Here is a 14,444-nt window from a genome sequence, read left to right on the forward strand (position 1 = left end):
CAGCGATCGAAGCGAATACAGTGCAAAGGAAAGTTGCTACTGTCCGATCGGATACCCTTCTTCTGGATGGGCGACCGCCTTGCCGTTGATCGTGACAGCGTAACCCACGGCATCGGACGGTTTTGAGACCGAAATGCGGTATTTTCCGCTCGGGAGATCAAGATCTGCCGCAAAGCCGTCCCACTTCGAAGGGAGCGCCGGCTTCACGTAAAGGTGACCATCCTTGACGCGGATTCCGAGGATACCTTCGATAGCGACGCGGTAAAGCCAGCCCGCCGAACCGGTATACCAGGTCCACCCTCCCCGGCCGGCCAGTTGACCCTCGCCGTAGATGTCGGCGGCGATCACATATGGCTCAACCCGGTAGACATCGCTCGACGCGCGATCGAGCGCGTGGTTGATGGGATTGAGCAAATCGAAGCAGCGCCATGCATCGTCGCCTCGTCCCATTTCGGCAAGCGCCAGGACGACCCAGGTGGCCGCATGAGTATACTGACCACCATTTTCCCGCACGCCGGGAGGATAGGCCTTGATGTAGCCAGGGTCCTTGGCCGACTTGGCAAAGGGCGGCGTGAACAGGCGGATAATGCCGGCATCGTCGTCGACCAGCCGTTCGAGAACCGCATTCATCGCCTTCTCGGAATGAGCCGCGTCGCCCTCGCCCGAGATGACACTCCAGGACTGCGCGATGGAATCGATCTGGCATTCGAAGTTCTCATTCGAGCCCAGCGGGCTGCCGTCGTCGAAATACCCTCGACGGTAATAGCCGCCGTCCCAGCCGGCCGTTTCCAGGGCCTTCTTGAGCTTCGGAATATGCTTTGTCCACCGATCGACGCGGTCCTGATCGCCCCGCGCCTGGGCATAGGGAATGAAGGCTGTCAGCGTGCTGACCAGGAACCAGCCGAGCCATGTGCTCTCGCCACGCCCCTGAATGCCCACGCGGTTCATGCCGTCATTCCAGTCACCGCCGAGGATCAGCGGCAGGCCGTTGCCTCCCTCGCGCTTGATCGCAAGATCGAGAGCCAAGGCAGCATGCTCATAGAGCGTCACCTTGTCCGCAGAGACCGTGGGCTGATAGAAGGCGTCGTGCTGACCAGGCATCAGCGCCACGCCCTCGACGAAGGCGAGCTGCTCGTCGAGCAGTGCCTTGTCGCCCGTTACGCTGCAATATTGATCGATGGCATAGGCAAGCCAGACCACATCGTCGGAGATGTGCGTACGAACGCCGGCGCCATTGCCCGGCAGCCACCAATGCTGCACATCGCCCTCGTGGAACTGACGGGATGCCGCATTGAGTATCTGCTTTCGCGCAAGCTCGGGCGCATGCATCAGGAAGGCCAAGGTGTCCTGCAACTGATCGCGGAAACCAAACGCACCGCTTGCCTGATAGAAGGCGGTACGTGCCATGATACGGCATCCGAGGCTCTGATAGGGAAGCCAGGCGTTGATCATGTTGTTCATCGCCTTGTCAGGCGTCGATATCTGCAGCCGGCCCGTAAACCCCTCCCAGAAGGAGCGGTTGGCTCCGAGCAGATCATCGAAACCGGACTTGCGGACGTCTGAGACCAGCGCGCTCGCTTCCTCAGTCGTATCCGTATCGCCCATGTAGAAGCAGATATCCCGCTCAGCACCTGCCTCGATCGTCAGATCGAAGGCGAGTGCCGCGCAGGGGTCGCCAACCAAATCGAGCGAGCCGGAAAGCGCCGACCCCGAAACCACGGCCTGCGGCGCCTGGATCGTGCCGAAACGACCGATGAATTCACGGCGGTTTGCCGAGAAGCTCGTCGGCGTCTCGCTTGCGCCCATGAAGGCGATCCTACCCGAATAGTCGATGCTGTACGGATTGGTGGCAAACAGCGATCCAGTTGCCTCATCGTGCGATGAGAGGATGAAGGGCACCGTCTTCTGCGGATTGCCGCCAAGCAGCCATTCGGCATAATTGTAGAGCCTCAGGCGGCGCTTTCCGGTTCCATTGTTACGGATGCGCACGCGCGTCATCTTGACCGGACGCTCGCGATCCACAGTCTGCGTGACTTCGAGCGAAATATCGTCCTGCACGCTCGAAAATACCGAATAGCCGAGGCCGTGGCGGGCCTCGAACCGAACTGCCGAACGCCGCGAAAGCGCTGCATAGGGTGTCATCACGGCGCCGCTGTCGAGATCAGCGACATAGATCGCTTCGCCCGGCCGGTTGATGACCATGTCATTGGACCACGATGTCAACTGGTAGTCGCGCGAGTTGCGGCTCCAGGTGAAGGCGGCGCCTTCAGCGGAAACGTGGAACCCGAAGCGTTCATTGGAAATGACGTTGATCCACGGGTGCGGCGTCGACTGCCCACCCGACAGGCGCACGACATATTCGCGGCCATCGGAAGCAAAGCCGCCGTAGCCGTTCCAGAAGTCGAGATCGCCGGCGTCTTCGACGACAGCGGCCGAGAATGCAGGCTCCAATGGCTGCAGCGGAACGACGCGACGGGTCGCCTCCACCTGCTCGCCACTATGCGCCGATGCGAAAAGTGCCGGCGCACGGGTGATCTGGTCTACGATCTTGCCGTTGCGGGCATGGAAGACGACGCGCGATGCGGCAAGCAGCGCCTGGTACGTCGAGGGCTCCATAAGATCCTTGCGCACGGCAAAGATATGCTGGCGAAGCCCGTCGGACTGGCCGAGACGCCGCATGTTCTCGCACATCGCTTCGAGCGAATGCTGCATGTCCTGCGCATAGGACGCGGCGCGCTCGTTGAGGATCACCAGATCGGCCGTGATACCGCGCGAGCGAAGATATTCCTGTGCGCTCAGCGCTTCCTTGGCGATCTCGAGATCGATATCGTCGTTGATGCGCAGCGTCAGGATCGGGAAATCGCCCGAGATCGCCAACGGCCAGAGCGCCGATTGCGACTGCGAACCCGATATGACGGTGGCCGAGTCTGCCCGCATGTGCATATCGGGATAAACCAGATAACGGGCCATTTGCTGGAAGACGGCTGCCTGCTGCGAGGTCACGCCGACATGGCGCATCTGCACCTGTGTGCGCGTCCAGGCGTGCACCAGTTCATGGGCAAAAGCGTCCGGATGCCGGTAGCGATCGACAGCCTTGTCGACTTCGTCACGGCTCGGCGCTGCGATCGTCCAGAAGATGACACTGACCTTCTTGCCGGCCGGGACGCGCACGACGCGCCGCAGCGACAGGCAGGCATCGAGCGTAAAGCCGTCGGTGCCGGAAAGCGTCGCACCCGGATCGAAGGCGGCCGCTTCCGCAAGACTGCGACCGCGACCGATGAACTTACGGCGGTCGGTCTCGAATTCGGTCGGACGCTCGGTACCGGCGTTGTCGACGATCAGATGGGCGATCGCCATATCAGGCTCGTTGGGATCGCGCTTGTTGCGCGCCACGCGGATGACGTCGCCGCGACGGCCGATTTCCGTATGCACGAACATGCGGGCGAAAACCGGATGGGCGGCATCGACGTCGTCGCTGGCAATCACCGGCTCCAGATAGGAGGTCACCTCGATGTAGCGGTCCTCGGTACCCATGTTAAGGAGCGTCACGCGTCGACCTTCGGCGTCGTTCTCGGTGGCGACGATGCATTCCACTTCGCTTGTGAGAGCGCCGACGGTCTTGACGTATTCCGCCTTCTCGTCACTGAAGGTGACCTTGGTCTTTTCGCCTTCGATGCTGCGAGGTTCGGCAGTCGCCGACCACCACTGGCCGGATGCGGTATCGCGCAGGAAGATGAAGGTACCCCAGCGATCTTCGGTCGGATCGGCTTTCCAGCGTGAGACGGACAGCCCGTTCCAGCGCGAATAGCCAGCGCCGGTTGCCGTTAGCATCACCGAATAATGGCCGTTCGACAGGAACACCAACTCGCGATCCTGGATCGCCGGATCGGCAATCTTGCGCACTTCCGCACGCAGCAAGTCTTCCTGGATGTTGGCGGGCGCGTCCGTTTCGTGCTTTGCCGCCATGACGGGGATGTCGCGCGGTGCCTTTTCCTGCAGCAGCAACTCGGCCGCTTCGATCACCGGATCGGAGTGGAACAGCTCGCGCAGGCGGCCATTGAAAGCCACGTTGGCGACGGCCGCGATCGACATGCCGTGATGGTGGGCATAGTAATTGTAGACGACGGCGTATTTCTTGCCCTCAGGCACGCGGGTAGGCGTGAAGTCGACGGCATCATGGAAACCATAAATGCCGAGAGCACCGACCTTGCGCAAGCGATTGAGGTTTTCGAGCGCAGCTTCAGGGTCGTACATGCTGGCAAGCAGCGAAGCGTAGGGCGCGATGACGGCGTTCTGGCCGAGGCCACGCTTCAACCCCAATGAAGGCACGCCGAAGTTGGTGTACTGGTAGTTCATCTGATGGTCGCGGGCGTTGAACGCGGCTTCCGAGATGCCCCACGGAACACCCAGACGGCGGGCGTAGTTCATCTGCTCGATGACGATCAGATTGTTGGTCTGGTTGAGAATACCACCCTGGCGCTCCTGCATGACGAGCGGCGGCATCAGATATTCGAACATGGAGCCGGACCAGGAAACCAGCGCGCCGCGCGAACCGACCGGCACGACCTGGCGGCCGAGGCGATACCAGTGTTCAGTCGGCAGGTCGCCCTTGGCGATGGCAAACAGACTGGTGAGGCGCGCTTCCGATGCGAGAAGATCGTAGCAGGCCGCATCGAGCTCGCCGCTTTCGACGCGATAGCCGATCGACAGCAGACGCCGCTCGGGACGGAACAGGAAGGCGAAATCCATCGAGAATGCGATATCGCGCGACCGGTCGCGCAGGACGGTCAATCGCTGACGCAACGCATCGACATTGGAAAGGTCGAAGACGCTATCGGCGATATGGCCTTCGCAGACCTTGACCAGCGACTCTGCCCAGCGCGTGACTTCGCCGCTCTGCGGAGACTTGACCTCATGATCGAGGTTGGCAGCCAGCTTCTGGATGTCACGAGCGAGGACCGAGAGGTTGATGACGCGGATCGAGGCGAACTCATGCTCACGCTTGACTGAGGCAAGAGCATTCTGAAAACCGACGATGCGCTCCTCAAGACGCCGGCGCAGCGGCCGCACGGTCTTGCGATCGTCGGGAAGGTCGGCGAGGATTTCCTCGAGAACACCCGACACGTCGCCGACACCATCGAGATTGCCCTGCATGTGCGCGGATGGAGCTTCAGCCCAGATGCGGCAGGCGGAAGACACGGCGATCAGATGGCCCGCGAGATTGCCGCTATCGACCGCGGAAACGTAGCGCGGCCCAAGCGTCTTCAGCGTATCAGTATGATACCAGTTCAACAGGTGGCCGCGGAACTTCTCCATCTTGTCGACGGTCGCGATCGTCTGCTCAAGCCGCTCGATCGTCTCCTCGAAAGAAAGCCAACCGAAATGGCGGGCGGAGACGACGGACAGAAGGTAAACACCGATATTCGTCGGCGAGGTGCGCGGTGCGACGACCGGGTGCGGCGTCTGCTGCACATTGTCAGGCGGCAGGTAGTTCTGCTGTTCGACGACGAACGCTTCGAAATAGCGCCATGTCCGCCGCGCGATTTTCCGAAGCTCGGCTGAGACATGTTCGGGGACATCGAGCCGGTCTTCAGTTTCGGCCGACTGGCTGACGTACCAGGCGACGGCCGGCGACAACACCCAGAGGATGGCGAAGGGAATGCCGACCAGGAACGCGCTGTTGCCGGAAAGTGCGGCCAGGCCCAGCGAGAGAAGAGCCAGCACCGGCGCGTGCCACATGACGCGATAATGCCCGAGGATCGTGGTCTGCGCGACAGCCTGAGCACTGGCCGCGGTCCGCCACTGCAGCATCAGCTTGCGGCTGACAAGCGTGCGATAGAGCGAGCGACCGATGGCATCCGCCATCATGCAGGCGGTATCTGCGATAAAGACGATACGAAGTGCGACCTGCGCGTTCGCCTCGCGGATATCGGTCCATACCGTATACAGGTGAGCGCGGGCGACGATGTCGCTGGTGCGCGGCACGAGGCCATTGATCAGGCCGAGCGTCGGGGCGACGAACAGGCAGAAGATCAATACGATCTGCCAGATGAGCGCAGCAAACGGGCTCATGAAATACCAGCCCAGAACCGACGCGAAGAACCACGCGATCGGCGTCAGCGAGCGTCGCAGGTTGTCGAACATCTTCCAGCGGCCAAGGCCTGTAACCCCGCGCGAGGGATTGAAGATATAAGGCAACAGCTGCCAGTCGCCACGCGCCCAGCGATGCTGGCGCGATACTTCGACCTCGTAGCGGATCGGGAAATCCTCGACCAATTCAAGATCGGTGACGAGCGCGCAGCGGGCCATCGATCCTTCGAGAAGGTCGTGGCTTAGAACGGAGTTCTCCTCGATCCTGCCCTTGAGCGCATTCTCGAATGCGTCGATATGATAGAGCCCCTTGCCCGTAAACGTGCCTTCGCCGGCAAGATCCTGGTAAACATCGGAGACCGTAAACACGTAAGGGTCGAGGCCGCGGTTGATCGAGAACACGCGCTGGAAGACCGAGGCATCCTTGCCCGTGGTCAGCGACGGCGTGACACGCGGCTGCAGCACGCCATAGCCGCTGACGACACGCTTTGTCTGCGGATCGACCACCGGCCTGTTGATCGGGTGATAGAGCTTGCCGACCAGCTTCGTGACGGTATCGCGCATCAGGCGCGTGTCGCTGTCGAGCGTCATGACATATTGCACGTCCTTCGGCACCACGTTGGCGCCTGCAATGAACGTGGTATCGCGGTCGCCGCGCAAAAGCATGTTCAGCTCATGCAGCTTGCCACGCTTGCGCTCCCAACCCATCCACACATCTTCCGATGGATTGTAGAGCCGGCGGCGATGAAGCAGGTAAAACCGCGTCTTGCCGTCATAGGCATAGCGCGTCGAAAGATTGGCGATCTCACGGCGTGCATAGTCGAGCACCTCGAGATCGGCTTCGGTTTCCTCGACCTTGTTATCGGGCCAATCGCTCAGCAGAGCAAAATAGATTTCGCCGCGCGGATTGGCGAGGTAGTGGACCTCCAGATTGCGCACTAGCTCATCGACGCTGTCGCGATTGGAGATTAGGCATGGGACGACGAGCAGCGTTCGTGCATCCTCGGGGATGCCTTCCTTGAACTCGTAGCCGACAAGCCGCGCCGGCGTCACGAAGAAGGTGATAAGCGTATTGAACAGACCTGTGGCACCCTCCGACGCCGGCAAGGAGAACATCAGCAGAAGCACGATCGTCTCGAGCGCACCCATGCCGGCATCGACCATAAAACTGCCAACGACCGCCATGGCGATGACGGTGAGCAGGATGACCGGCGCGGCAATGGCAAACCAGTTGAGCTTGCGAATTTCGCGCACAACCTGCAAAACCAGCGAGGGGCGATAATTAATCGCCTTTTCCAGTCTCGGCCGCAGCGGGCCGACGAGATAGCTGCCGACATTCGGCTCATGGGGCTGCGGTTCGCCCGATGCCTTGGCCGCCTCCGTCATGTCGATCGCGGCCTGCGCGATCTCCATTTCGGTCCTGTCTGAGCGGCGGGCAAGCTTTTCGATCTGCTTGCGATAGCTGTTGCGCGAACCCGGATCGAGTTCGACGTAGTCCGTCTTCTCGCCGAGAAGCTTGTCGACCTTGCTGACCTCTTCGACCCAGACCGACCATTCGGTGTCATCGATCTCCCGAAGGCTGCGGATGATGTTGCCCATCGTCACGTTGCCGGACGAAAGACGGCTGTGTTCGGCCATCATCGCGCTCTCGGCGTCCATGCCCGCCTGTTCGAGCGATTGCTCCATCCATGTGATGGCAACGCTCGATGTCTGGGATCCGTCACGCAGGCGGTAGAGGAACTGCGTCGCGAACGTGTTGTCCGCGGCCAGCAACTCCAGCGTCTTCAGATATTCGGCGCATTTGTCCGGATCGTTCAGGCGGATCAGCTCGTCGGCGGCCGCATTCGCCTTGCGACGCATCTGGCGGCTACGCTCGACGCGGCTGGATATCCGGCGAAGATTATCGACAAGGACGTATCGCACGAGCGAGGGCAATGCCCATAGCTCGCCGATCTTCAGCGTTTCCTTTTCCTGGAAACCCGCAACCAGCGCCATCAGGCCCTTGTAGGATACGGTGCTGTGCGTATGGGCGACATAAAGCCAGGCCAGCGCCAGAGTGCGCGGCATGACCATGCCCTCCATGTGCATGGTCGGTAGCTGGCGATAGAAGCGCTTGGGGAAATCGCGCCGAACCTCCTGAATTGCTTCCTCGACAATGTAGTGGTTGTCGAGAAGCCATTCGGCAGCGGGCGTGATGGACTCGCCGGCTTCGACGTCGGCGGCGGCCGAGCGATAGACGCGCAGAATTTCCTTCTCGTTGTCGCGATGACGTCCGAAAAATTCAAACGGCGAGAACGCAGTCAGCTTCTGGCTGCCATCCCGAGCAAAGGCTTCGCCACATTCGCGCAATTGGTCGTTGGTAAAATATGTAGCGCGGATCGAATCGTTATGATCGATCTGCTTGGTTTCAGAATCGCGGGGCGGGACAGTGGAGTGATTATGAGGCGTCATGGGTGCGGGTTCTGGATCCAAACAGAGTTACGGACATTTTCGCCTTAACCTGTTTGCGCAGCAGAACACAACCGTTCACATGACTTGCAACTTGTCTGCTCTGAGGCAGGCAGGAAGCTGGTGAATTGGAGGCGCCGATCGCAACACAAACCGCTTCAGGCTGAGATTTTCGAGGTGGCTTCGTCGACATAGTGGTGTTGAAACCAGTATCGGCTCGGCTACCGCGAAACTTGGACGCGCTCGATAGAACTGACGTGAGCGCGCCGACGGTAAATCAAAGTCGTTCGATCAAATTCATGATGCATTCTCCATTGTGCTGCTCGGTTGAAGAAAGCAGCGAAAGGCGGCACGTCGACCTGATATCCGCACGAACATGAACTTAAACTGAATTGTTTCGCCTAAAGATATAGCAAAAGGCGATCCAGTCTCAAACGCCGGTTCTGTCCGGATAGGAAATAATCGAGAGGAAGCGGATAGGCAGGTTCACCAGCACTTCCGGCCCATGCGGCGCGTCGGCGTCGAAAAACAAGCTGTCCCCCGGCAACATCGTGTAGAGCTTGTCGGCATGCCGATATTTCACTTCGCCTTCAAGCATATAGATGAGTTCGAGGCCGTCGTGCTGAAAAGTTGGAAACACGTCGGAATCGGCCGTCAGGGTGATTAGATAGGGTTCGACCTGCAGGCCGCTCGAACTGTTTCCGATATGGCCCAGGAGATTGTACTGATGGCCGGCGCGAGTGCCGCGCCGTTCGATCTCCAATCCCTCACCGGCCTTGACGAAAACGGCGTTCCGGACTTCCTCGAACCGCCGGAAAAAGGCTGTCACCGGAACCCCCAGCGCCCGCGCCAACGACTGGAGTGTCGTCAACGACGGCGAAGTGTTGCCATTCTCTATCTTGGAAAGCATGCCAAGCGAAATGCCTGTCGCAGATGCAAGATCGGCGCCGGTGATGCCGAGTTTCTTGCGGAAAGCACGCACCTCGTGACCGATCGCGATCTCGAGATTGTTCTCTTTGGGATCGCGCAAGGCATGTGGATCCTGATTGAGGATAGCCTTTGCTGCGCTGCTGATCGATGCCGCCGTCTGTCCGTCACTGGTCCGCGCGGCCGCCGTCTTGGTCATTCATTTGGTCCCATGCATTTTTCCAACGTCACAGCTTACTTTGTTCATCACGGGCATTCTATCGGGCGATCAAAATTTTTCTCGACAGGAAAGATTTTCGTCGATGGGCAAAAAGAAAGTCCGCCGGCTCCGTGCCGGCGGACTTCTCCAACGATCGGTATCTCATCAAACACGTCGCATGACGCGCATGAGCAGCGAAACCACGAACAGCACTAGGAACACGAAGAAAAGAACCTGAGCGATCGAGGCAGAAGCGCCTGCAATGCCGCCAAAGCCGAGTACGCCGGCAATGATAGCGACAACCAGGAAGACGAGTGCATAGTAAAGCATTGCGATCTCCTTGTTTCATTTCTAACAAGGAAACGAAAATACTGCCTTATTGTTCCGATTGTTAAAAAAGATTGGCGATTTCAATGGCAAAGAGTTTGCAAAATCGCACGCCACCAGGGCGCAGAAAGACCAAATTGTAGATTTACCCGCAGTCAGCGCTGCTGGCCTCACCGATCAAGATGACTCAGCCAGGAAGGCCACAGACAAGAGCGACCACAAACAGAAATGCGGCGGCGATAAGAGCGACGTTCAGGCCCGTCTGGAGCTTGCGGCGTCTGGAAGCGCTCTGTGCGGCGAGAAGCCGCTTGCTGTTCACGGAACCGTCGAAATGGTTCACGTGAGTATTGGATATACCCAAATTTGCCATGTGCTGCCTCCGATTGACTTGTTATTGTTGATACGCACGGGGACTAGCCCAGCGCGACTTTCATACATTCTCTATCAAGTAGGTAGACATAAAATTTCGTCCAGAGGCGCTGTCGAGAAAAATTAACCTCTGGGAATTGTCTGCAGAGAAAATCAGCAGAGAATGCGACGCGCCCAAATCAAAGTGCGCTCTACGGCGCCTTCGCGCTGATCTACAGCCTCGATGAGGCCAATTTGGCGCCGGCTCTTTTCTTCGGGCAAAGTCGCTCCCAACGTGTCTTCTTCCTTCGCCTGCTTCGGCGGATGAAGATATCCCATGGTCATGCCACCCATGAAAAACATGCTTTGCCTCCGGCTGGGCGATCACGAAAGCTAACCGCCGTTAACAAGATCATGACAGAAATGCGGCGGCTGTCAATAATCTAGTTGATTGGTCGTCTTTAAACGATTTCTTAACTATTGGGCGAGGCATACCCTTAAGAAAACAACGGCTTACGCGCGAACAAAGCCCTTGCTGGCGATCATCAGGTTGCGCGTGTACTCTTCCGTGACATTTCCGGCGGCAAGATTCTTCGAGGTCAGCCGCTCGACGACCGCCCCGTTTTGCATGACGGCAAGCCGCTCGCACATGTGGGTGACCACGCCGAGATCGTGACTGACCATGACGAAAGTCAAATTGCGATCGCGTCGCACCTGCTCGAGCAGATTGAGGACTTCTGCCTGTACCGAAGCGTCTAGCGCAGATGTCGGCTCGTCGAGAAGCAGGACGGAAGGTTCCACGATCAATGCACGCGCGATTGCCACGCGCTGGCGCTGCCCACCGGAAAGCTGGTGCGGGTAACGAAAGCGGAATCCGGACCCAAGCCCGACCTCGTCGAGTGCGCGGCTGATACGCTTTTCGCCGTCTGCGATGCCGTGGATTGACAGCGGTTCCAGCAGCAGCCGATCGATAGTCTGGCGCGGATGCAGGGAGCCATAGGGATCCTGGAATACCATCTGGACTTCACGATAGAAGGCCTTGCTACGCTTCGAGCCCTCGAGCACCTTTCCTTCGACACGGATGCTGCCGCCGCTGATCGGTGCCAATCCGGCAACCGCGCGCAACAACGTCGACTTTCCAGATCCAGACTCGCCGACAAGCCCGAAGGACTCTCCCTTGTCGACATCGATGCTCACCGCGTCCAGTGCGTAATATCTATCGTAGATGACGCTGAGATCGTCGATATTGAGTGCTGCGTTCATAAGGCCCACTCCGGCTTGCGGTCGAGCACCGGCAATGGATGACGATCCTCGCCGATCGACGGCATGCAATTGAGCAGGCCACGGGTATAGGGATGCTGCGCGTTTCGAAGTTCCGATGCCGGCAGCTCCTCGACGACCTTGCCGGCATACATGACGATCACCCGGTCGCAGAAGGACGACACGAGCCGCAGGTCGTGCGAGACGAAGATCAGCCCCATGCCGCGTTCCGAGACCAGCTTGTCCATGATCCTGAGGACATCAAGCTGGACCGTGACGTCGAGTGCAGATGTCGGCTCGTCGGCAATCAGCAGCTCAGGTCCGGCGATCAGCATCATCGCGATCATCACGCGCTGCCCCATGCCACCGGAGACCTCGTGCGGATGCAGGTCGAACACCCGTTTCGGGTCGCGGATCTGCACTGCCTCGAGCATGGCGAGCACGCGTTCCCGTGTCTCCGCCTTGCCGACCCTCTCATGTGTCCGCAGGGTTTCAGCCACCTGTCGGCCAATGGTCATGACCGGATCAAGCGAATATTTCGGGTCCTGCAGCACCATGGCGATGCGCTTGCCGCGCAACGAGCGCCGCTGTTTGGGCGAAATGGCGAGCAGGTCCAGCCCGTTGAAGTTCAGCGTGTCGGCGGTGACGACGCCATGCGATTGGGTCAGGCCCATGATTGCCCGGCCGGTCTGCGATTTGCCGGATCCACTTTCGCCGACAATGCCGAGACGTTCGCGGCCGAGGGTGAAAGACACCCCACGAACGGCCTCGATGACACCGGTGCGCGTCGGATAACTGACCCTGAGGTTGTCGACGGTCAGCATCGTTGTCATTGACCGCTCTCCTGTGGATCGAGCGCATCGCGCAATCCGTCGCCGAGCAGGTTGAAACCGAGGCTGACGACCAGGATGGCGATGCCGGGCATGGCGGCAACCCACCATTGGTCGAGGATGAAACGGCGGCCGGAGGCAATCATCGCTCCCCATTCCGGTAGGGGCGGTTGAGCGCCAAGACCAAGGAAGCCCAGACCGGCAGCAGTTAGTATGATGCCGGCCATGTCGAGCGTCACGCGAACGATCAGCGAGGAGATGCAGAGCGGCATGACATGCCGAAAGATGATGCGGATCGGCGAAGCACCCATCAACCGAACCGCCGAAATATAATCCGAGCGACGCACCGTCATCGTTTCAGCCCGGGCAATACGGGCATATGGCGGCCAGGAGGTGATGGCAATCGCGATAATGGCGTTCTGGATCCCCGGGCCTAGCGCCGCGACGAAGGCGAGCGCCAGCACGAGCTTCGGAAAAGCGAGGAAGATATCGGTGATGCGCATCAAAATGGCATCGAGCCAGCCGCCGACATAGCCCGAGACCGTGCCGACGATAAGCCCGATGGGCGCCGAGATGATCGCCACCAGCACAACGACGAGCAGCGTCAGGCGGGAGCCGTGGATGACGCGCGAAAAGATATCCCGGCCCTGGTCGTCGCTGCCAAGCAGGAAGCCCTGGGTGCCCGGAGGCAACAGTCGCGCATTGCCAAGATCGCCTATTGTCGGCGACTTTGTCGCAATCACGTCGGCGAAGGCCGCGATGAAAAGCAAGGCGAGAATGATGAACAACCCGACAAGCGCCAGCCGGTTTGCCGAAAACTGCCGCCATGTCACGTAGGCGCGGCCGAGACGAGCCTGCGTCCTCGATTCCGGGCGGTCGGAGAGCAGCCATGCACGCCGGCTGAAGGGCGGCGCCGATGTCGTTTGACCCGTCATTTGCGTCGCGTCCTTGGGTCGAGTGTCCGGTAAAGCAGGTCTGACAGAAGATTGATGGCGATAAAGACCGTCCCGATGACGATCGTGCCGCCGAGCACAGCGTTCATATCGGCATTCTGTAGCGAGTTGGTGATGTAGAACCCGATGCCGGGCCAGGAGAAGACCGTCTCCGTCAGCACCGACCCCTCGAGCAGGCCGGCATAGGACAGCGCGATCACCGTGACCAAAGGCACCGCGGCGTTGCGCAGCGCGTGTCCCCAGATCACCCGCGTTTCCGAAAGCCCCTTGGCGCGCGCGGCGACGACATATTCCTGGCCGAGCTCGTTCAGCATGAAGCTGCGCGTCATCCGGCTGATATAGGCAAGCGAGAAATAACCGAGCAGGCAGGCGGGCAGGATGATGTGCCGGAAGGCGTCGTAGAACACGTCCCACTGACCCTGCCATGCGCTGTCGAGCAGATAGAACCCGGTAATTGGCTCGAAGGTGTATTCAAAGGCAATGTCGAGGCGACCGGGGAAAGCAACCCACTTCAGGCGAGCATAGAAGATGACCAGCGAAATAAGCGCCAGCCAGAAGATCGGCACGGAATAGCCGATGAGGCCCACCACCCGGACGACTTGGTCGATTATGCTTCCGCGCTTGACTGCAGCCAGCACGCCAAGCGGAACGCCGATGACGGAACCGATGACGGTGCCGAATGTCGCGAGTTCCATCGTCGCCGGAAAGGCGCGGCGAATATCGGTCATGACAGGGTTGGTGGTCAGTACCGACGTGCCGAAATCACCCGAGAGGGCACTTCTCAAATAGATATAGAATTGCTGGTAGAGCGGCAGGTCGAGGCCAAGCTCGCGCCGCACCCGCTCGACCACGTGCGCCGGCGCCCGGTCGCCGAGAATGGCCAGCACCGGATCGATCGGCACAACGCGGCCGATGAAGAAGGTAACGGCAAGAAGCCCCAGATAGGTCGTGACAGCCACGACCAGAAATCGCAGGATTGCGGTCGCAATGGGGAGTGCGCGGCCCTTGGCGGGCCGCATCTCCATTTTTCGTTCGACGGTGCTCAAGGAACCGATCCGTCCC

The 14,444-nt window shown here is 59.8% G+C and carries 9 protein-coding genes; all 9 read right to left on the minus strand.

Translation table 11 applies throughout. The annotated features are described in order from the left end of the window. Positions 1–36 precede the first annotated feature (36 nt). Positions 37–8,541 carry a glycoside hydrolase family 94 protein gene (locus CPY51_RS25955; protein WP_111163086.1) on the minus strand — a complete coding sequence of 2,835 codons (8,505 nt, stop codon included), beginning with the start codon at positions 8,539–8,541 and terminating at the stop codon, positions 37–39. Positions 8,542–8,968: 427 nt separating this feature from the next. Beyond that, positions 8,969–9,664, minus strand: a complete 696-nt coding sequence (locus CPY51_RS25960; protein WP_244598784.1) for a helix-turn-helix domain-containing protein — start codon at positions 9,662–9,664, stop codon at positions 8,969–8,971. A gap of 165 nt (positions 9,665–9,829) precedes the next feature. Continuing rightward, positions 9,830–9,994, minus strand: coding sequence for a DUF1328 domain-containing protein (locus CPY51_RS25965; RefSeq protein WP_111163087.1), 165 nt, complete (start codon positions 9,992–9,994; stop codon positions 9,830–9,832). 184 nt (positions 9,995–10,178) lie between these two features. After that, entirely contained in the window at positions 10,179–10,361 is a 183-nt protein-coding gene (locus CPY51_RS25970) for a hypothetical protein (protein ID WP_111163088.1), read from the minus strand. A gap of 152 nt (positions 10,362–10,513) precedes the next feature. Continuing rightward, positions 10,514–10,702 carry a hypothetical protein gene (locus tag CPY51_RS25975; protein ID WP_111163089.1) on the minus strand — a complete coding sequence of 63 codons (189 nt, stop codon included), beginning with the start codon at positions 10,700–10,702 and terminating at the stop codon, positions 10,514–10,516. 150 nt (positions 10,703–10,852) lie between these two features. Continuing rightward, the gene (locus CPY51_RS25980; protein WP_111163090.1) at positions 10,853–11,602 is read right to left on the minus strand and encodes an ABC transporter ATP-binding protein; all 750 of its coding nucleotides are present in this window, start codon (positions 11,600–11,602) and stop codon (positions 10,853–10,855) included. After that, the gene (locus tag CPY51_RS25985; RefSeq protein ID WP_111163091.1) at positions 11,599–12,432 is read right to left on the minus strand and encodes an ABC transporter ATP-binding protein; all 834 of its coding nucleotides are present in this window, start codon (positions 12,430–12,432) and stop codon (positions 11,599–11,601) included. The genes CPY51_RS25980 and CPY51_RS25985 overlap by 4 nt, the downstream gene beginning before the upstream one ends. Further along, positions 12,429–13,364 carry an ABC transporter permease gene (locus CPY51_RS25990; RefSeq protein ID WP_111163092.1) on the minus strand — a complete coding sequence of 312 codons (936 nt, stop codon included), beginning with the start codon at positions 13,362–13,364 and terminating at the stop codon, positions 12,429–12,431. Before CPY51_RS25990 ends, CPY51_RS25985 begins: the two co-directional genes overlap by 4 nt. After that, a complete protein-coding gene (locus CPY51_RS25995; protein WP_195909624.1) occupies positions 13,361–14,428 on the minus strand; it encodes an ABC transporter permease in 1,068 nt (355 codons plus the stop codon). The genes CPY51_RS25990 and CPY51_RS25995 overlap by 4 nt, the downstream gene beginning before the upstream one ends. Positions 14,429–14,444 lie beyond the last annotated feature (16 nt).

It is taken from the genome of Arminella tubonensis (assembly GCF_003240585.1).
In the GTDB taxonomy this organism is placed as follows: Bacteria; Pseudomonadota; Alphaproteobacteria; order Rhizobiales; family Rhizobiaceae; genus Rhizobium; species Rhizobium tubonense.

Bases quoted from the DNA above. Each gene is read 5' to 3' on its own strand.
- CPY51_RS25955 (WP_111163086.1), bottom strand. From the start codon at position 8,541: ATGACGCCTCATAATCACTCCACTGTCCCGCCCCGCGATTCTGAAACC.
- CPY51_RS25960 (WP_244598784.1), bottom strand. From the start codon at position 9,664: ATGACCAAGACGGCGGCCGCGCGGACCAGTGACGGACAGACGGCGGCA.
- CPY51_RS25965 (WP_111163087.1), bottom strand. From the start codon at position 9,994: ATGCTTTACTATGCACTCGTCTTCCTGGTTGTCGCTATCATTGCCGGC.
- CPY51_RS25970 (WP_111163088.1), bottom strand. From the start codon at position 10,361: ATGGCAAATTTGGGTATATCCAATACTCACGTGAACCATTTCGACGGT.
- CPY51_RS25975 (WP_111163089.1), bottom strand. From the start codon at position 10,702: ATGTTTTTCATGGGTGGCATGACCATGGGATATCTTCATCCGCCGAAG.
- CPY51_RS25980 (WP_111163090.1), bottom strand. From the start codon at position 11,602: ATGAACGCAGCACTCAATATCGACGATCTCAGCGTCATCTACGATAGA.
- CPY51_RS25985 (WP_111163091.1), bottom strand. From the start codon at position 12,432: ATGACAACGATGCTGACCGTCGACAACCTCAGGGTCAGTTATCCGACG.
- CPY51_RS25990 (WP_111163092.1), bottom strand. From the start codon at position 13,364: ATGACGGGTCAAACGACATCGGCGCCGCCCTTCAGCCGGCGTGCATGG.